General features: G+C 61.8%; 18 protein-coding genes and 1 pseudogene. 6 read left to right on the top strand and 13 right to left on the bottom strand.

The genetic code is table 11. From position 1 onward, the window contains the following. Nucleotides 1-11: 11 nt before the first annotated feature. The 6 genes from mnhG to ACJJVH_RS21520 are packed head-to-tail and all read right to left on the bottom strand — an operon-like array spanning nucleotide 12 to nucleotide 6,021. The gene (gene mnhG / locus ACJJVH_RS21545; RefSeq protein ID WP_113422611.1) at nucleotides 12-395 is read right to left on the bottom strand and encodes a monovalent cation/H(+) antiporter subunit G; all 384 of its coding nucleotides are present in this window, start codon (nucleotides 393-395) and stop codon (nucleotides 12-14) included. After that, the gene (locus ACJJVH_RS21540) at nucleotides 392-673 is read right to left on the bottom strand and encodes a K+/H+ antiporter subunit F (RefSeq protein ID WP_112799453.1); all 282 of its coding nucleotides are present in this window, start codon (nucleotides 671-673) and stop codon (nucleotides 392-394) included. Before ACJJVH_RS21540 ends, mnhG begins: the two co-directional genes overlap by 4 nt. Continuing rightward, a complete protein-coding gene (locus tag ACJJVH_RS21535) occupies nucleotides 670-1,146 on the bottom strand; it encodes a Na+/H+ antiporter subunit E (protein ID WP_113451662.1) in 477 nt (158 codons plus the stop codon). Before ACJJVH_RS21535 ends, ACJJVH_RS21540 begins: the two co-directional genes overlap by 4 nt. Continuing rightward, nucleotides 1,146-2,765 carry a monovalent cation/H+ antiporter subunit D gene (locus ACJJVH_RS21530; RefSeq protein WP_112799449.1) on the bottom strand — a complete coding sequence of 540 codons (1,620 nt, stop codon included), beginning with the start codon at nucleotides 2,763-2,765 and terminating at the stop codon, nucleotides 1,146-1,148. Before ACJJVH_RS21530 ends, ACJJVH_RS21535 begins: the two co-directional genes overlap by 1 nt. Continuing rightward, entirely contained in the window at nucleotides 2,762-3,100 is a 339-nt protein-coding gene (locus tag ACJJVH_RS21525) for a Na+/H+ antiporter subunit C (protein WP_069610048.1), read from the bottom strand. The genes ACJJVH_RS21530 and ACJJVH_RS21525 overlap by 4 nt, the downstream gene beginning before the upstream one ends. After that, entirely contained in the window at nucleotides 3,100-6,021 is a 2,922-nt protein-coding gene (locus ACJJVH_RS21520; protein WP_412066200.1) for a monovalent cation/H+ antiporter subunit A, read from the bottom strand. The genes ACJJVH_RS21525 and ACJJVH_RS21520 overlap by 1 nt, the downstream gene beginning before the upstream one ends. 124 nt (nucleotides 6,022-6,145) lie before the next feature. Between ACJJVH_RS21520 and ACJJVH_RS21515 the strand changes: the two are divergent. Both ACJJVH_RS21515 and ACJJVH_RS21510 read left to right on the top strand, forming a co-directional pair. Next, nucleotides 6,146-6,384: pseudogene (locus ACJJVH_RS21515) on the top strand (helix-turn-helix domain-containing protein); the annotation flags it as partial. 261 nt (nucleotides 6,385-6,645) lie between these two features. Then, nucleotides 6,646-7,203: a cytochrome b gene (locus ACJJVH_RS21510; protein WP_412066086.1), complete on the top strand. Its 558-nt coding sequence runs from the start codon at nucleotides 6,646-6,648 to the stop codon at nucleotides 7,201-7,203. Between the two features lie 277 nt (nucleotides 7,204-7,480). Here the strand turns inward: ACJJVH_RS21510 and ACJJVH_RS21505 are convergent, their stop codons facing one another. From ACJJVH_RS21505 to ACJJVH_RS21490, 4 genes are all read right to left on the bottom strand, one after another. After that, a complete protein-coding gene (locus tag ACJJVH_RS21505) occupies nucleotides 7,481-8,104 on the bottom strand; it encodes a phosphotransferase (protein ID WP_412066085.1) in 624 nt (207 codons plus the stop codon). A 10-nt stretch (nucleotides 8,105-8,114) separates the two neighbouring features. Next, a complete protein-coding gene (locus ACJJVH_RS21500) occupies nucleotides 8,115-8,852 on the bottom strand; it encodes an isochorismatase family protein (protein ID WP_412066084.1) in 738 nt (245 codons plus the stop codon). A 66-nt stretch (nucleotides 8,853-8,918) separates the two neighbouring features. Then, nucleotides 8,919-9,395, bottom strand: a complete 477-nt coding sequence (locus tag ACJJVH_RS21495) for a GNAT family N-acetyltransferase (RefSeq protein ID WP_412066083.1) — start codon at nucleotides 9,393-9,395, stop codon at nucleotides 8,919-8,921. 38 nt (nucleotides 9,396-9,433) lie between these two features. After that, complete coding sequence (locus ACJJVH_RS21490; protein ID WP_113434128.1) at nucleotides 9,434-9,820, bottom strand: VOC family protein; 387 nt, start codon at nucleotides 9,818-9,820, stop codon at nucleotides 9,434-9,436. 133 nt (nucleotides 9,821-9,953) lie between these two features. Here ACJJVH_RS21490 and ACJJVH_RS21485 point away from each other — a divergent pair, with 133 nt between their 5' ends. Then, entirely contained in the window at nucleotides 9,954-10,457 is a 504-nt protein-coding gene (locus ACJJVH_RS21485) for an NUDIX domain-containing protein (protein WP_113384343.1), read from the top strand. 193 nt (nucleotides 10,458-10,650) lie between these two features. Here ACJJVH_RS21485 and ACJJVH_RS21480 read toward each other — a convergent pair whose 3' ends face one another. Further along, complete coding sequence (locus ACJJVH_RS21480; RefSeq protein WP_112799433.1) at nucleotides 10,651-10,971, bottom strand: 2Fe-2S iron-sulfur cluster-binding protein; 321 nt, start codon at nucleotides 10,969-10,971, stop codon at nucleotides 10,651-10,653. A gap of 34 nt (nucleotides 10,972-11,005) precedes the next feature. Beyond that, nucleotides 11,006-12,256: a cytochrome P450 gene (locus tag ACJJVH_RS21475; protein ID WP_113434129.1), complete on the bottom strand. Its 1,251-nt coding sequence runs from the start codon at nucleotides 12,254-12,256 to the stop codon at nucleotides 11,006-11,008. A 105-nt stretch (nucleotides 12,257-12,361) separates the two neighbouring features. Here ACJJVH_RS21475 and ACJJVH_RS21470 point away from each other — a divergent pair, with 105 nt between their 5' ends. Beyond that, on the top strand, nucleotides 12,362-13,243 hold the full coding sequence (locus ACJJVH_RS21470) for a helix-turn-helix domain-containing protein (protein WP_412066082.1): 882 nt from the start codon (nucleotides 12,362-12,364) through the stop codon (nucleotides 13,241-13,243). A 139-nt stretch (nucleotides 13,244-13,382) separates the two neighbouring features. Continuing rightward, nucleotides 13,383-14,309 carry a cation transporter gene (locus ACJJVH_RS21465; RefSeq protein ID WP_113357025.1) on the top strand — a complete coding sequence of 309 codons (927 nt, stop codon included), beginning with the start codon at nucleotides 13,383-13,385 and terminating at the stop codon, nucleotides 14,307-14,309. Between the two features lie 20 nt (nucleotides 14,310-14,329). On the opposite strand, the gene ACJJVH_RS21460 is transcribed toward ACJJVH_RS21465, so the two are convergent. Next, nucleotides 14,330-15,232 (bottom strand): LysR family transcriptional regulator, encoded by a 903-nt coding sequence (locus ACJJVH_RS21460; protein WP_112799425.1) that lies wholly within the window; start codon nucleotides 15,230-15,232, stop codon nucleotides 14,330-14,332. Nucleotides 15,233-15,374: 142 nt separating this feature from the next. On the opposite strand from ACJJVH_RS21460, the gene ACJJVH_RS21455 reads away from it, so the two are divergent. Then, entirely contained in the window at nucleotides 15,375-17,411 is a 2,037-nt protein-coding gene (locus ACJJVH_RS21455) for an FUSC family protein (protein ID WP_412066081.1), read from the top strand. The last annotated feature ends 1 nt before the right edge of the window (nucleotide 17,412 follow it).

Raw genomic sequence — 17,412 nt, 5'->3', positions numbered from 1 at the left:
GGACAGGACGACTACGGCGAACGCCCTTCGGCCGGCGTTTCTTCAGGCGGTTGCTTGGGCGGAACATTGCCGTTCTGTTCGGCGCGATCGCGATGCAGCGCCGCACGGGCAAGCAGCATGAAAGTGACCGGCGTCGTCACCGTCACGAAAATGCCGATCAGGAGTTCGTGGACGACCAGCGACCGCGTCGATGCCGAGAAGAAGATCATCGAGGCGATCATGATCGCGCCGATGCCGCCGCTCGTGCCCAATGTCGGCGCGTGGATGCGCTCGTAGAACGTACCGAGCCTCAGGAAGCCGACGGCGCCGATCAGGGTGAGGAAGGCACCGACGACGAGCAGTCCGCCGACGGGGATGGCGGCCCATAGAGGTATGCTGTCAAATGGCGTAGTCATTCGATCACCTCCCCGCGCATCAGGAATTTCGCCAGCGCAACGGTTGCGACAAAGCCGAGCATGCCGATGACGAGCGCGGCCTCGAAATAGACGACACGCCCGGTGCCGATACCGAAGGTCAGCAGCAGCAGCATGGCGTTCACGTAGAGCGTGTCGAGCGCGATGATGCGATCCTGCGCGCGCGGCCCCCGAAACATGCGGATCGAAGCGATCGCCATCGCAGCCACGATCATCAGCTGCGCGGCCGCAACGGATATCTGGATGATCGTGGCGCTCATGCGAATATCTCCATCAGCAAGTTTTCATACCGATTGGCAACGGTATCACGCCATTGCGCCTCGTTCTCGAGGTCGAGGACATGCAGCAGCACCGTATTGTCGTTGGAATCATATTCCAGCCAGGCGGAGCCAGGCGTGCTGGTCAGGATAACGGCCAGCAGCGCGAGCGAGATCTGATCCCGCACCCTCAACTCAAGGACGACGAAACCCGGCGTTGCCGTGCGTGACTGCCCTCTCAGAATGATCCAGGCCACATGCACGTTCGATTTCAGAATATCGAAAACGACGCGGAAAAAGAGCTTGGGCAGCAGATACCATTTTCGCAGCCGCGGCTTTTCCGGCCGCAGCGACGCCATGCCCCAGGAAGCGAAGACGGCGACAATGATGCCAAGCACAAGCTGGCCGAGCGTGAAGCCGTTCAGCAGCAGCCACATCAGGATCAAGCTCAGCGCCAAAAGCGGATAAGGCAGCATCACAGGCCCCCCGCTTTGCTTGCGTCAGCCGGCGCCACCGCCGCATTGCGAACCGCATCGACGTAAACGCCGGGATCGCTGAGCGTGCGGATGGTCGCATCCATGTAAACCATGACCGGACCTGCCCAGATGGTCAGCGCCAGCGTCAATGCGAGCAGGCCCATGACCGGCAGTATCTCGATGACGAGCACGCGCGGAATAGTGCCCTCTAGCGAACTCCAAAATGTCCTTATGCCGGCGCGCGTCATGGCGATCAGCGCGGCGATGCCCGAAAGAATGACCAGCAGGATCAGGGTCCAGACGGCAGCGCTCGGCGGAATGCCGATCGCACCGGTTCCCATCATGGCGGAGAGCATGGCAAACTTGGCCACGAAGCCCGAGAGAGGCGGCAGTCCGGCAAGCAGGATGCCGCAGGCGGCAAAGCAGATGCCGAGTATCGCCATGGTGCCCGGCATGGCGACGCCATCGCCCTCCGCCGGCTCCTTCTCCTCGGCGTCCCCGTATGCCTCCATCGTAACGGCGAGAACGCTGGCGCCCGCATCCTGTCCGCGCTCCACGAGCTCGATCAGCATGAAGAAGGCGCTGATCGTCAGCGTCGAGCTGACGAGGTACATCAACGCGCCGGAGGAGATGGAACCGTCGTTGATACCGATCACCATCAGCAGCGTCCCGGACGAGACGAGCACCGAAAAGCCGGCCAGGCGGCCGAGCGCCTGCGACGCCAGTACGCCGACGGTGCCGAAGATCAGCGTCGCCATGCCCCCATAGAGAAGCACGGTCGCGCCGAATCCCGCGGAAGGACCGGTGCTGAACAGCAGCATCGTCAGCCGCAGGATGACGTAAATGCCGAGCTTGCTCAGAATGGCGAATATGCCCGCGACCGGCGCCGTGGCCGCGCTGTAGGCCGTGGGCAGCCAGAAGCAGAGTGGCCACATGCCGGCCTTGATGAGAAATGCGATGCCGAGCACGCCGGCGCCGGCCTGCATGAGCATGCGGCGATCGGCAGACATTTCCGGGATACGGACGGCGAGATCCGCCATGTTCAGCGTTCCCGCAGTGCCATAGATCAGGCTGACGCCGATAAGGAAGAGCAGTGCCGCCGCAAGGTTGACCGCAATGTAGTGCATGCCCGCCTTGACCCTGAGCGGCCCGGAGCCGTGCAGGAGCAGGCCATAGGACGCCGCCAGCATGACCTCGAAGAAGACGAAGAGGTTGAAGAGGTCTCCGGTCAGGAACGCGCCGTTGACCCCCATCAGCAGCAGCTGGAACATGGTGTGAAAATGCGCGCCGACCGCGTGCCAGCGCGCCAGCGAGAATATCAGCGCGGCGGCAGCGACGATGGATGTCAGCAGCAGCATGAGCGCCGAAAGCCCGTCGAGCACGAGCACGATGCCGAAAGGCGCGCTCCAGTTTCCGAGCAGATAGGCGCGCTCCTGCCCGGCCGATGCGCCTTCCGTGCGGAAGAGTGCGAGCGCGATGACCACCAGCAGGAGCGTGGCGGCCAGGCTCACGAGCGCCTTCAACGTTCGCGAGCGCTCGTCGATGAACAGAAGCAACGCGGCCGCGACCAGCGGAACGAGGATCGGCGCGATGATGAGATGATGCGACCAGCCCGTCATTTCCGATCGCTCCTTCCATCCACATGGTCCGTGCCGGTCAAGCCGCGCGAGGCCAGCAGAACGACCAGGAACAGGGCGGTGGTCGCAAAGCCGATGACGATCGCCGTCAACACCAGGGCCTGCGGCACGGGATCGGCCAGCGCGCGCGTCGCGGTGCCGTCACCAAGCAATGGCGGCACGTTCGTCTTCACGCCGCCCACTCCGAAGATGAAGAGATTGACCGCATAGGACAGAAGCGACAGCCCGATGATGACCTGATACGTGCGCGGCCGCAGGATCAGCCAGACACCACAGGCCGTCATCACACCGATCGCAATGGACAAGATGAGTTCCATCAATCCCCCTTTGCCTTGTCCGCTTCGAGCGCGCGCAGGCGGTTGATGCGGATCGACTGGTGCGCGAGGGCGACGAGGATCAGGACCGTGGAGCCGACCACGAGCAGGAAGACGCCGAGATCGAAGAGCAGCGCGCTGGCGGCCGGCACCTTGCCGATCAACGGCACGTCCAGATACTGGAAATGCGACGTAAGGAAGGGATAGCCAAAGAACCAGGCGCCGATGCCGGTTGCCGTTGCAACGAGAAGCCCGGCTCCCATCCAGCGCAGCGGCAGGATACGGATGCGATCCTCCGCCCAGCGCGTACCGCCGGCCAGATATTGCAGCAGGAAGCCGATCGAGAGCGTCAACCCGGCGGAGAAGCCGCCGCCCGGAGCATCGTGCCCGCGCATGAAGATATAGACCGAAAGCGCGATCACGAACGGGAACATCCACTGCATGATCACCGAGGGCACCAGCAGGTAGTCGCGCACGGTATCGCCGGCCGAACGCTCCGGCCGTTCCTCGTCGAAGCGGTTCTGGATCTGCTGCTGCTCCGGCATCTCCATGCTGTCCGGCGCAGGCCGGAAACGACGCAGCAGCGCATAGACCGTCAATGCGACGACGCCGAGAACGGCGATTTCGCCCAGGGTGTCGAAGCCGCGGAAATCGACCAGGATCACGTTGACGACGTTGCGGCCGCCACCTTTCGAATAGGCGTTCTCAAGGAAGTAATTCGCAATGGCATCCGGCACCGGCATGGTCATGACGGCATAGGAGATAAACATCATGCCGACGCCACAGACGACGGCGAGCGCAAGATCGCGAAAGCGGCGAAAGCGGGCGCGCAGGTCGACCGTATCGTCGATCCCCGCGTTTCGCTTGGGCAGCCAGCGCAATCCGAGCAGAATGAGAACCGTCGTGACGATCTCCACGAGAAGCTGGGTGATGGCAAGATCGGGTGCGGAGAGCCAGATGAACGTCATGCAGACGATGAGCCCGACCCCGCCGAGCATCACCAGCGCCGCGAGCCGGTGGTATTTGGCAAAGAAGGCGGTGCCGATCGCCAGGCAAATGCCGATCGCCCAGATCGCCGCGAAGACGGGATCTGCGCCTGAAAAGGCAAAATGCGGCGCTTCGAAGCCGGCCAGATAGAGCGGCAGCAGGCCGGCGGCAAAGCCGGTCACGACAACCCAGCGAAGCTGCGGCTGCAGCTTGCGCGTACCGATCCGCTTTTCCGCGATTCTCGCCCAATGCCAGGAGACCTCCACCAGCACCCGCTCGAAAATACGCTGCCCCTTCAGGCGGCGGAAAATGGGCGGGCCATCTTCGCATTGGCCCAGATAGTCCTTGAAAGCAAAGTAGAAAACCGTTCCGCCGACCAGTGCGATGATGCTCATGACGAGCGGCAGATTGAAGCCGTGCCAAAGCGAGAGGCTGTATTGCGGCGTATCGGCATGCAGAACGCTGACGACGGCTGCCTGCAGGAAGGGTGCGATCGAAAGAGCCGGAACGATGCCGACGACGAGGCACACCACGACCAGAAATTCGATCGGGAAACGCATCCAGCGCGGCGGCTCGTGCGGCTTGGCGATCGGCAGGTCCGTCGGAGCCGGCCCGAAGAAGACCGTCTGGATGAAGCGCAGGGAATAGGCGACGCTGAAGGCGCTCGCCAGCGTCGCCACATAGGGAAGCATGCGATCCAGAATGGAATCGGCATGAGTCTCGATGGCCTCGGCGAAGAACATCTCCTTCGACAGGAAGCCGTTGAGCAGCGGAACGCCGGCCATGGCGGCGCTCGCGACGATCGCAAGCGAGCCGGTGAAGGGCATATAGCGGAAAAGGCCGCTCAGGCGGCGCATGTCGCGGGTGCCTGTCTCGTGGTCGATGATGCCGGCCGCCATGAACAGCGACGCCTTGAAAGTCGCATGATTCAGCATGTGGAAGATGGCGGCGACCGTGGCCAGCGGACTGCCGAGGCTGAGCAAGGTGGTGATGAGACCGAGATGGCTGATGGTCGAATAAGCGAGCAGGCCCTTCAGGTCCTGCTGGAACATCGCGAAATAGGCGCCGAGCAGCAGCGTGATAATCCCCGCCGCGCCGACGATATAGAACCACTCGTTGGTGCCGGCGAGAACCGGCCAGAAGCGCGCCAGCAGAAAGACGCCCGCCTTTACCAGCGTCGCGGAATGCAGATAGGCGGAAACCGGCGTCGGCGCCGCCATGGCATTCGGAAGCCAGAAATGGAAGGGAAATTGCGCACTCTTCGTCAGCGCTCCCAGCAGGATCAGCACCAAAGCCGGCAAATACAGCGGATGGTTGCGGATGACGTCGCCCGAGGCCAGGATCTTGTCCAGATCGTAGCTGCCGACGATATGGCCGAGCAGGATCAATCCGATCAGCAGGCAGAATCCGCCGATCCCCGTGATTGTCAGCGCCATGCGGGCGCCGTCTCGCGCCGCCGCGGTATTGTGCCAATAGCTGATCAGCAGGAAGGAGAAGATGCTCGTCAGCTCCCAGAATATCGAGAGCAGGATGACATTGCCCGACAGCACGATGCCGAGCATCGCTCCCATGAAGGCCAGCAGGAAGGAAAAGAAACGCGGAACCGGGTCCTCTTCCGACATATAGTAGCGGGCATAGACGATGACGAGAAAGCCGATGGCTGTGATGACGAGCGAAAACAGCCAGGCGAAGCCATCCATCCTGAGGCTGAAATCGAGCCCCAGCTGCGGCAGCCACTCTATGCTGTAGCGGATCACGCCACCGTCCTTGACGGCGGGATAGAAGCTCGCTGAAATCAACAGCGCCAGAAACGTCACCGTGCCGGCGATCGAGGCCGGACCGCGCCGCGACTGCGTGCGCAACAGACATACGGAAAGAAGACTTCCGATAAACGGCAGAGCCAAAAGTGCTAGAATAAAAACAGGCTCGCTGGTTATCCCAAAACGTCGTTCCTTCGCTAGGCCGGATCTATGTCAGACTGCCACGGCGGCAAAACCCCTAGAAAACCGGCAAATTATGTCCTATATGATAGATATTGCCCAATATGGGCAGCTTTGAACCCTGCGTCAAGGTGAAATGCGATGATTTTGACACCAGCGCTCTGCCGAGCAGCCCGCGGCTTCCTTGATTGGACGCAGATGGACCTTGCCGACCGCTCGGGCGTGTCGCGCAGCACGATCCGCGACTATGAGGGCAATCGCCACAGCCTGCATCGGGCAACGGAAGCGCAACTTCGGCAAGCGCTCGAGACGGGAGGCATCGCCTTCTTCCGCATCGAGGGCCACGAGATCGGCATCTGTACCAAGGCTCTTCCCGCGGAGGCGCCTGCGCCGGCACATACGGAAAGCTGCGAAATCCTCTCCGCATCCGGTGAGCGGGGCCAAGCGACTTCTTCGAAAGCGCGACAATAGCATCGACCGTCGCCGCGCGCGCTGTCGGCCCGTCGACCCCAATGCCCTTCCGCTCGCGAGAAGGTGAACGGGCGAGCCCTCAAATCAGCCATATTCCGGCCGATCAAACCTGCGCGCCGCATCCCCCAGACGACCGGAGAAATAAAACATATGTCCGTCACCACCGAAGCCTCGGCAACCGTATCGACCACCCGATACCGGCCATCGCAACGGATCCTGCATTGGCTCATGGCGATCGTCATCATCTCGGCGCTCGTCATCGGCCTTTATTGCTCGTACCTCACGCCGGGCGTAGCGCTGCGCCGCGCCCTTCTCGACGTGCATAAATCGCTCGGCATGACGGCGCTCGTCCTCATCGCAATCCGGCTGCCGCTCAGGCTTTCGCTTGGCGAGCCTGCGTATCGGCGGCCGCTTGGCGGCCTCAACCATCATGCCGCCCGAGCTGCACATATCCTACTTTACGCGCTGATGATCCTGATGCCCCTTGCGGGCTACACCACCTCCGCCGCCGGCGGCCACGATCTGCCCTGGTTCGGCCTCTTCCAATGGCCCAACCTGCTGCCGCTCGACAAAGGGTTGGAGAGAACCGCCGCCGGCATCCATGAATACAGCGCCTATTGCCTGTATGCCGTCGTCAGCCTTCATATCCTGGCGGCCCTCTGGCACCATTTCTTCCGCAGGGACGAAGTGCTGCGCCGCATGCTGTAGCCGGCATGCGCAACACTGGAGCGATCTGTCTCGCAGACCGCTATCGCATGCCGAGCCGGGTCAAGATGAGGCGCGACTGTTCGCAGAGCGCCTCGTTCCTTCCGCCTCGATAGTAGCTCAAGGCGATGACGGCAGCATAAAGCGCCCAGCCCTCCGCGCGAAGCCAGTCGGCATCGCCGATACCACAGGCATGGCGAAAGGCAGCACGTGCCGAAGGATCTACCCAGGTCCACGGGGCGGCATAATCGGCGGCCGGATCGCCGACCGCGCAAAGGCCCTAGTCGAGAACCCCCGTCAGCCGGCCGTTTCGGGCGATGAGATTATCCGCCTTGAGATCGCCGTGCAGCCACACCGACGGCCCGCGGTGAACGGTGGCGCAGGCCCGCTTCCAAAGTCGGATCGCCGCATCGGCATCGATTTCGTCCGCAAGAATGTCGATGGCCGGAAGCGTGACCGACGACAGGGCGTCCAGCGCCACGCCGCGCCGATGGTTGCCTTCTCCCGCTGGCGGCGCTCCTTCCGTCTCCACGAGATGCAGGGCGTTCAGGAAGTTCGCCAGCGCAAGCGCTGCCGCAAGCGGATCGGCGATATTGCGCGGCGACGCAATATCGCCTTCCATCCAGTCGAAAATGCCGAAATCGCTTTTCCAGCCGAAATCGATAGTTCCGCGAAAACGCAATCGCGGCACGTCGAGCGGCAAATCTGCAAAACGAGGCAGCCAGTCAAGCTCCTTGGCTATCAGATCGGCCGCGGCCTCGCGGCGGGGAAGGCGCAGCAGCAGCTTGATACCCAATCGATAGATCGCGTTGTCTGTGCCCGAAGAGGCAAGGCGTTGAACGGGAAGATCGGCCCATTGCGGCGCTACCCGCGAGAGCAGGCTCCGAACCGCAGAATCTTCCAAAACGATATCATCAAGCATCGTCGAGCCGATCAGCCGTCTGTCGTTGCAGGAGGCGGACGATCTCCTCCGTCGGGCGCACATCGCCAAAGCTGCGATAGATATTATGCAACGCCGCATTATGGTCGTGGTCACGTCTTGCCGCGGTGGCGTCGGCCGCGAAGACCACTCGAAAGCCGGAGGCGAAAGCGTCCCTTGCCGACGACTCGCAGCATATGTTCGTCAGCGTACCGGCAATGATCACCGTGTCGATTCCCCGTTCCCGCAGCATGTGCGGCAAATCGCAGGAGCCCGGAAAGAAGGCGCTGTAGGCGAATTTTTCCAGAAGGAGGTCGCCCGGGGCCTGGCGAAGACCTGACCAGAGTCTCGCCGCGATCGCTCCCGATCCTCCCGATGTCCGGAACAGCTCTGCGATATCCGCGCCATAGAACTCCTCGGCCAAAGCGGGGTGAAGCTGCACGGAACCCGGCACCACCCAGGAGACAAGGCCATCGCCTGCCCGGACGGCATCGCCCAGCCGCTCGATATTCGCAACGATTCCCCGGCAGTAGCCGCTTTCCGCGACAAAGAACGGGATCATGTCGATGACGACCAATGCGGTCTGACGCGGTGTAATTCGCTCGAAAGCAAATCGCCGGCCTCGCCTTTGCTCCTGCCGCTCGTATTCGCGAGGTTCGATACGCCAATCATGCAATTTCGGCGCAGGGACTTCATGCTCCGTCGTTGTCGCAACCTCGTGATTCAAAGCCATCCCACCACCGTTGACGCTGAAGCCTGCGACTCTCGTTAGCGATGGTCGGATGGCTGCAACCAGCTGTCAATCCGCTGAGCAGACAGCCTTCTGCCCTTGCCATTGAAGCCGGTGGGTGTGGCCAGCTTGCGGATGATGCTGGAAGCCCATCGTCTCCCAGAATAAGGCCGCGCCGGCATCGTCCGTATTGACGGTCACGATTGTTCCAGCCGCGATCGACCGGCTCAGGAGCGTCATCGCCAGCTGACGACCGATGCCATGGCGCCGGTGGGATGGACGAATATAGAAGCGGCGCATGCGCATGGCGGACGTCATGCCGGGGTCGACCGTCAATCCGCCGATCCCGGCAAGATCGCCATTCACCCGGGCCGTCATAAGAGCTTCATGCACTCCGGTAAAACGCTGCTGGCCGCTTTGCCATTCGGCATACAACCTCTCGACAAACCGCTTGCCCTCGCAGGCGGCATCGTGGCGCAGTATTTCGAAATCGCACGGAAGATCGACGGCAAGCTCTTCGAATTGGAGATCCTGTCCGAACGGCATCCTCATTCTCCTCCGTTTCAAGCCGAAGAGCAAAGGCGTCAGTCGGCCGCCAAGTCAAGCTGAAGCTCGCCGATTTCTACCGCATGGCCGTCAGGGTCATAGAAGCGGAACACGCGCTGCCCCCATTCCTGTCTCTCGACGGGATGAATGAGGTCTACATGCGGTGCGATCGCCTCGAACGCTGCATCCACGTCCTCATGTTCGAAATAGAGAAGAATGTTTCCGCGGCCATATGGCTCAGATGTCTCATCGCTTTTCTTCCAGATCGTTCGCTCCAGCGATTTGCCGTCGTGAATCGCAAAGCCGGTGTCGAAGAGCACGAAGTTGCCGAAGTCGTGCACAATCCCGAGGCCAAGCAGCTCGCCGTAAAACGCCTTCGAGCGGGCAATGTCGGTCACGAAAGGAATGGGATTGACGAAGCGCATCACCAAAATCTCGTCCAATGGGGAGGATGAACCGGCAGGAAAGCAACCTTTAAACGACTTCGATACATCCCAGAATAGAGTGGGTATAAGTGGAGGCGATTCTTATCCTATCCCGCAATCGGAGGGCCGATCCATGGCAGAAACAGCACGAACCATGATTGTGATGGATTCGGCAGAATCCCGCTTTCAACTGCGGGCAGGTGCATTGATCCGCTCCGGCAGCCATATCCTCGTGCATCGCGTGGTTGGAGACAGATACTGGTCTCTGCCCGGTGGCCGGGTGGAGTTTCACGAGGCTGGCGCCGAAACGCTCGCCCGCGAAATCGAGGAGGAAATCGGCTGCAAGGCGACTATCGGCCCCCTGCGCTTCATCATCGAAAACTTCTTCGACCTTTCCGGCCGCCGCGTTCACGAAGTCGGCTTCTACTATGAGGCGGAGCTGTCGCAGCCTCTCCCGTTTCACGAAACGGAAATCGTGCATCGGGTAAGGGACGGCAATGCCGATCTCGAATTTCGCTGGGCACCCGCCACACAGGCCGGGCTCGACCGGTTTGAGCTGGTGCCGCCGACATTACGCGATCTGGTCGAGTCAGGCTCCGGGAACATTCAGCATCTGGTGCGCCGGGACGAAGCCTGAGCCCAGCATCACGGCCAATCCGCCCGATCCGCTCCTCTGCGATGTCGGCCAGCGCCGGTTCCACAGCCGGCTTGATGCACCCGGATCTGGCCCGCATCCACCATGCGGACCGTCCGGCATCGAAATGCTTGCCCATGAAGGCAGATACGCAATTCCGAACGGAAAACCGCTATGCGCTTTCCCTGGAATTACTTTAGTGCTGGCTGTCGGGAACGACGACACGCATGCCGTCGACGACGGCATTGGCAAGGACCTGACAGCTGAGGCGGCTGTTGGCGGTCGGCTCCATCACGAATTCGATCATCGCCGCTTCCTCTTCGGAGGGCGGCGGCAGGAGATCGAGATGGGGCTGCTCGATATAGCAATGACAGGTGCCGCAGGCCAGGGCGCCGCCGCATTGCGCCACGATGCCGTCGATACCGTTTCTGACGGCAACAGCCATCAGCGTCTCGCCGTCTTCCGCACGCACACGGGTCTCTCGACCGGCGGAATCGATAAACACGATTTCACACATTGTATTCATATTCTCCCTGCTTTGTCGGTTCGTCTCAAGCGGCATTGAGGCGGAGGTCGAGGCGCTTCGGACCGCGCACCGATAGCCCGCGCTTGTAGGCAGGGCTTTCCTCCAGCAGATCGATGGACCGGGTGCGCTGCAAGAGCGTCGAGAAAATGATCTCCATGTCCAGCCGAGCAAGGTGATTGCCAAGACAGAAATGCGCGCCGCCGCCGAATGCCAGATGGCGGTTGGGGGTGCGCTCGATATTGAACCGATCGGGCACCTCGAACTGCTCGGGATCGCGATTGGCGGCGCCGTAGAGCAGGCCGACCTTCGCGCCCCTCGGGAGATGCCTGCCGGCAATCGTCTTGTCTTCCGTCAGATAGCGATGGAAGAACGGCAGCGGCGATTCGAAGCGGAACATTTCCTGAATGGCGGTCGGCATCGCGGCCGGCGTCTCCCTGAGCTTTGCCAGGGCATTGGGATACTGCAAGAGAGCGTGCATCCCGCTGCCGAGTACATCGATCGTCGAGCCGTGTCCGGCCATCAGGATCAGCATGCAGGTGGAAACGAGCTCGTCCTCCGTCAGCTCGCCGGCGACATGCGCCTCGGTCAGCCGACAGAGAAGATCTTCGCGCGGACTGCGCACTCGATCGGCGATGAGCTCCTTGAGAAGTTCATAGAATTCGGTCGTCGCGCGTTCGGCGATCGCCTTGCGTTCGGCGCTGCGGTCGACGTCGAAATATTGCACGACCTCTTCGGACCATTTGCGCAACTGTCCCGCATATTCCGCCGGCACGCCCAGAACCGAGCCGATGATGTGGCCCGGAACCTGCGAGGCGAGATCCTCGACGAAATCGATAGTGCCGGCTTGAAGAAGACGGTCCAGCAGCCGGTCGACGAAATCCTGTATCATTCCGCGCTGGCGCGCGACGAGTGCGGGGGTAAATTCACGGAACACCTTGCGGCGAAGCCGGTCGTGGGTCTCGCCATCGGAATCGAGCAGGCTGAACTGCACGAAACGCGAATGGTTCGGCATATCGTGCCAGTTCTGGCGCACCTTCTGCTCCTCTATCTCCTCGGGGGAGAGGAAGAATTCGAGGGAACGCACGAGCGTCTTGTCGGCAGCCGCGGCAGCGACATCCTGATAGCGCGACAGGAGCCATACGTCGAAATGCTCGTAATAGACCGGGCCGGGGGCGGCGCGCAGCTCACGGTAGGAAGCATAGGGGTCATCCGCGAACGCTTGCGAGAGCGGGTCGAATACAGGGGTTGCCGTCGTCACGATCAGGACCTCGTCCATTGTGGTTCATCCCGGACAGAATAAATGACGAGACGGCAGAAAGACATGGATGCAAACCGCGGCTATATGGATAAAACTCTCATCCCCGAACAAGGCCGACTTGCCATGAACGATGAAGCAGCCCCGGACGATATCCCTGCTCTGGACGAAGTCTTCTTTCAAACGCCCGGCAGACTATCGCGTGCCCTGCCCTATGCGCTTCTGGCCGCCGGCCGTCGGACCTGCGCACCCCGCGAAATGCCGATCGCCCACCGCTTCAACCAGCATACCCTGATCTTCACTCTAAGCGGCAAAGGCGTGCTGGATGTCAACGGCCTATCGAGCTTTCTGCACGAAGGGACCATCGCCTGGCTGGATTCCTCGATGCTGTACTCGCATCGCTGCGACCCGCGTCACTCACACTGGTCCTATCTGTGGCTGGGCTTTATCGGCTATGGGCTCGACACTCTTTTCGACAACCTGGGCGTGATTGCAAATCCGGTCTTCGACATGACGAACCCGCGCGGTCCGCGCGCCTTGTTTGCGGAGATTCTCGACGAGGTGAAAGGCAACGCCTTCCTGGCCGACAGCCGCTGCTTTGCCTTGCTTGCCCAACTGATCTCCTCGCTGGTCTCGGAGCGCGCCGACGGCGGCGATATCGGCGACGCCGTTCAGCGCCTGCAGAGGGTCATGCAGGTGGTCCGCGCCGATCTGACACATCCCTGGACCGTACGGGAATTGGCCACCGCCGCCAATCTCAGCCAGGCGCAGTTGTTTCGCCGCTTTCGACAGCGGATGGGAACGACGCCGGTCGATTGGCTGCGCCACGAGCGCATAAATGCCGCAAAGCCGCTGCTGGTCGTCTCGGATGAGCAGGTCGGCAGGATCGCCGCCAGATGCGGCTATCCGGACCCCTTTCACTTTGCCCGCGACTTCAAGAAGCTGGTCGGCGTCACACCGAGCGAATTCAGGCGGCAGGGACGGAGCGTCAGGCCACGCGAATCCTGACGGATCGAACAGTCTGCTCGACATTGCAAGACGAAGAAGGCGCGTCTCGGATTGGCGCGGGCCACATGACACGATAAGACTCCGGCCTGCCTATGAAATCACAGGCGGCGCCGAGCGCGCCTCCACCGGAGATTGAAAAGTGATAACCGAACAAAGCGTCCTGCGCATTTCCATTATCGTGACGTTCGTTCTGGCGGCCGCCGGCATTGTCTTTGGACTTCTCTCCGGTTCCTACGCCATCGTGTTCGACGGCGTCTATGCGCTCACGGATGCGAGCATGACGATCGTTGCGCTGATCGTCTCCAACCTGATCATATCCTCCGCGACGAACAGCACGTCCGCCGGCAAGTTCGCCAAGCATTTCACCATGGGCTTCTGGCACCTCGAACCCATGGTGCTCGGTCTCAACGGCATTTTGCTGACGGGGGCAGCGATCTACGCCCTGATCAACGCGATCGGCAGCATCATGGCCGGTGGACGGCATCTTTCCTTCGATCAAGCCATTATCTATGCCGCGCTGACCATGCTCATTGCTCTCCTGATGGCTGCCTATGGCAGACGGGCGAACGACGAGCTCAGATCCAGCTTCATTGCTCTGGACGTCAAGGCCTGGATAATGACGGGAAGCCTCAGTGGCGCGCTGCTGCTTGCCTTCATCTTCGGCTTTCTCATTCAGGGCACAAGCCTGCAATGGATGTCGCCCTATGTCGATCCGGTCGCTCTCGCCCTGGTCTGCCTCGTCGTCATTCCCATGCCGATCGGAACGATCAAGCAGGCATTCGCCGACATCCTCCTCGTGACGCCTTCGGACCTGCGAGACCATGTCGACCGCGTGGCGACCGACATCGTTCGGCGTTACGATTTCGAATCCTACCGCTCCTATGTCGCGCGCGTCGGCCGCGGCAAACAGATCGAGCTTTATTTCATCGTACCGCCAAACGGGCCGGCGAAGAGACTGGAGGAATGGGATCACATCCGCGACGAGATCGGCGAGGCAATCGGCGACGAAGGCCCGGACCGTTGGCTTACGATCGCTTTCACGACCGATCCCGAATGGGCCGATTGAACGGCTGCGCAAGCAGGCCCCTATACCCTCCAGTCCTTGAACACCTCGGCGAGGAAATCGACAAAGCTGCGCACCTTGCGATCCGAGGTCGCCCGCCTCGGAAAGAGCGCGTTGAGCTCGATGTCATCGGCGCGCTGCCATTGCGGAAGAACGGCTTCGAGCTCGCCGCGCGCAAAGTGCTGCGAGGCAAGCTGAGGCGATATCAAGGCTATGCCGGCTCCGGCAACGGCCTGCCGAATGATGGTCGTCGCCTCATTGGACATCAGGATCGGCTTGACGACGACCTCGGTTACGTTGCTGGCTTCATCGAGCAACCGCACCGTCGCCAGAGAAGTCCCGGCACCCATGATCATGATGGCGTGCTCCCTCAGATCCTGCGGACGCTCCGGACGGCCAAACCTGTCGAGATAGGCTGGGCTTGCGGCAAGATGGGCGCGGGACCTTCCAAGCAAGCGCGCGGAATAGCCGGAATCGGCAAGCGGCCCCGTTCGCAACGCGACGTCGAAGCCATGCTCGATCAGATCGAGGGGGTAGTTGTCATAGGTGAGAGCAAGCTGCACCTTCCGGTAATGCTGGCGAAACTCGCCGAGCCTGGGTTCGACCACGCTCAGGCCGAGCGTATAAGGCATGAGGACGCGCAGCATCCCCTGCGGTTCGATGCGCACCGCGCGGGCGGTCTGGTCCGCCTCCTGCAATATCTCTTCGGCGCGGATGCAACGCTCATAATAGTCGCGCCCGGCATCCGTGACCCATACGCGCCGCGTCGTGCGATAAAGCAATTGAACGCCGAGATCGTCCTCGAGCTGCTTCACGCGCCGGCTCGCGCTGGTCAAAGGCAGCCGCAGCTGCGCGGCGGCGGCCGTGAAGCTGCCGCGCTCCACGACCCGCAGAAAAATCCGAATGCTCTCGAGGTCCGTGATCATGCTTTACCTTTCGAAAGGATCATGTTCGCCGGCCCGGCGCGGCCTTCGCGGGCGATCGCTTCAGATAATACCATTTTCAGCAATAATATGTCCTGAAATTACGATATTATCTTTACCGGCCGACACCGTTATGGCTCCGGCCATGACAGCGGCATTTTTCAATTCGTCGAAGTTCCTGACCCCCTTGGCCCGCGGCATCGCGCTTCCGGGATGGTTGACGTGGCCGGCGGTCGGTTTCGCGCTGCGAACGACGGCGGCGTCGCTGGTGGCGCTCTACATCGCCTTCCTGCTCAATCTCGACGATCCGAAATGGGCGCCGATGACCGTCTGGATCGTGGCGCAATCCAGCCGCGGCATGAGCCTTTCCAAAGGCCAGTACAGAATCCTGGGCACGGTCATCGGAGCTGTCGCCGCGGTGACGATGGTCGCGCTATTCGCACAGGTGCCGGAACTGTTCATTCTATCGCTCGGCCTGTGGCTGGGGTTGTGCACGGCGCTTGCCACGGGCTTGCGCAACTTCCGCTCCTACGGCGCGGTGCTTGCCGGGTATACGGCAGCAATCATTGCCTTCGATTCCATCAGCTCGCCGCTGGAGGTCTTCGACATTGCGATCGCCCGCGTGATCTACATCGGTCTCGGGATCATGACGGAAGCGGTCTTCACCACCATTTTCGCCCCCGGAACTCCGCTGCTGGACATCCGCAACCGCCTGGCGACATATCTCGGTCAGGTCGCCGATCTCTGCGCCCGCGCTTTGCGCGGCCAGGCCAATACGTCTGGCTTCCAGCGGCTGCTGACGGGAGCGCTCGAACTGGATGTCGCCGCGGAATATGCGGCGGCCAGCTCCAGCTCCGTGCGCAGCCGCTTCGGCCATTTGCGCGGCGCGGCAGTGGCGATGTTCACGCAGATGGCCATTGCGCAGTCCCTCCGCGAGCATCTCGCGGCACGACCGGATCTCGACGACCCCCTTGTCGGAAAAACGGCGAGCCTGCTGGATGCTATCGGCTCCGGCGCAGAGGTCCGTCCGGACGCGGTTGCCGCATTGCGATCCGAGGTCCGGGCCGCGCTGTCCGAAACGCCCGTCAGCACCGGCCATGCGATTTCGCCACGGCTGGCTATTCTCGATCATCTCGACAGGCTGCTCGAAGCCGCGCATGGCGCGCTCATCCGCCAAACGCTGTTTTCGGACGAGAAGGCGCCGCCCTCAAGGCTAAAGCTCTCTTTTCATGTCGATCATCTCCTTGCCCTTCACAACGGCATTCGCACATTCGTCGCCATCGTCATCGGATCGTGGTTCTGGATCGCGACGGCCTGGCCTTCCGGCCCCAGCTTCATCGTCATCCTGGGTGTCATCTGCGCCCTGTTCGCAACCCGGCCCAATCCGGTGGTCGGCGGGATGGGCTTCCTGAAAGGCGGTATGGTCGCGGTGCTTGCGGCCGCGATTTGCAATTTCGCCATCCTGCCGATGCTGTCGGACTTTACCGAACTGGCCGTTCTCATCGGCGTCATCATGTTTGCGACGGGCCTTGCCATGCGCAATGCCGGCACCGCCGCCCTGGCGACGAGCTTTGCCTTCCTGTTCCTGGATCTGGTCAGCCCGGACAATACCAGCCGCGCCGATGCGGCATCCTTTCTCAACGGCGCTCTGGCGCTGCTGCTTGGCGTCGGCGCAGGCGTCCTGGTCTTCACGCTTCTGTTTCCACCCAATCTGCCGGCAAAAAGGCAACGCCTACAGCGCGCTACGCGCCATGACCTCGCGGATATCGGCCAGACGCCTGCGCGCTGGACGAGAGACCATTGGCTCAGCAGGACGGTCGATCGCCTGGGCGGCCAGGCCGCAACGAACGCGGGCGTCTCGGAAAAGCAGGCTGAAGAGGACCTGCGCGGAATGCTCGCCGCCCTTACGATCGGCGAGGCGGCAATTACATTATCCGAGCTGGCACGCGAGCACCCTCGCCTCTCCAAACCGTTGAATGCCGTCCTGCGCCGGCTCGGCCGCAGCGATCCGCTGCGCCTGGCCACGGTTTCTCGCAACGCCGGCAACCATCTTGCCTATTGGATCAATGAGCCCGACGCACCGGCACGCCATATCCTCATCCGCGCCGCGACGCAGCTGGACGCCGTGGCCTCGGCCGCTGCGAACCATGCCGGTTATCTCAGGGGAAAGCGGGCCGCCTGAA

Origin of the sequence: Rhizobium sp. SYY.PMSO, assembly GCF_046840415.1 — a bacterium.
Classification (GTDB): domain Bacteria; phylum Pseudomonadota; class Alphaproteobacteria; order Rhizobiales; family Rhizobiaceae; genus Rhizobium.
This window is presented reverse-complemented; position numbering and strand designations above follow the sequence as displayed.

What these genes read in the sequence shown, in the direction of transcription:
- ACJJVH_RS21455 (WP_412066081.1), top strand. Translation starts at nt 15,375, where the DNA reads ATGACAGCGGCATTTTTCAATTCGTCGAAGTTCCTGACCCCCTTGGCC.
- ACJJVH_RS21495 (WP_412066083.1), bottom strand. Translation starts at nt 9,395, where the DNA reads ATGCCGTTCGGACAGGATCTCCAATTCGAAGAGCTTGCCGTCGATCTT.
- ACJJVH_RS21530 (WP_112799449.1), bottom strand. Translation starts at nt 2,765, where the DNA reads ATGACGGGCTGGTCGCATCATCTCATCATCGCGCCGATCCTCGTTCCG.
- ACJJVH_RS21500 (WP_412066084.1), bottom strand. Translation starts at nt 8,852, where the DNA reads ATGGCTTTGAATCACGAGGTTGCGACAACGACGGAGCATGAAGTCCCT.
- ACJJVH_RS21470 (WP_412066082.1), top strand. Translation starts at nt 12,362, where the DNA reads ATGAACGATGAAGCAGCCCCGGACGATATCCCTGCTCTGGACGAAGTC.
- ACJJVH_RS21475 (WP_113434129.1), bottom strand. Translation starts at nt 12,256, where the DNA reads ATGGACGAGGTCCTGATCGTGACGACGGCAACCCCTGTATTCGACCCG.
- ACJJVH_RS21540 (WP_112799453.1), bottom strand. Translation starts at nt 673, where the DNA reads ATGAGCGCCACGATCATCCAGATATCCGTTGCGGCCGCGCAGCTGATG.
- ACJJVH_RS21480 (WP_112799433.1), bottom strand. Translation starts at nt 10,971, where the DNA reads ATGTGTGAAATCGTGTTTATCGATTCCGCCGGTCGAGAGACCCGTGTG.
- mnhG (WP_113422611.1), bottom strand. Translation starts at nt 395, where the DNA reads ATGACTACGCCATTTGACAGCATACCTCTATGGGCCGCCATCCCCGTC.
- ACJJVH_RS21535 (WP_113451662.1), bottom strand. Translation starts at nt 1,146, where the DNA reads ATGCTGCCTTATCCGCTTTTGGCGCTGAGCTTGATCCTGATGTGGCTG.
- ACJJVH_RS21485 (WP_113384343.1), top strand. Translation starts at nt 9,954, where the DNA reads ATGGCAGAAACAGCACGAACCATGATTGTGATGGATTCGGCAGAATCC.
- ACJJVH_RS21510 (WP_412066086.1), top strand. Translation starts at nt 6,646, where the DNA reads ATGTCCGTCACCACCGAAGCCTCGGCAACCGTATCGACCACCCGATAC.
- ACJJVH_RS21525 (WP_069610048.1), bottom strand. Translation starts at nt 3,100, where the DNA reads ATGGAACTCATCTTGTCCATTGCGATCGGTGTGATGACGGCCTGTGGT.
- ACJJVH_RS21490 (WP_113434128.1), bottom strand. Translation starts at nt 9,820, where the DNA reads ATGCGCTTCGTCAATCCCATTCCTTTCGTGACCGACATTGCCCGCTCG.
- ACJJVH_RS21460 (WP_112799425.1), bottom strand. Translation starts at nt 15,232, where the DNA reads ATGATCACGGACCTCGAGAGCATTCGGATTTTTCTGCGGGTCGTGGAG.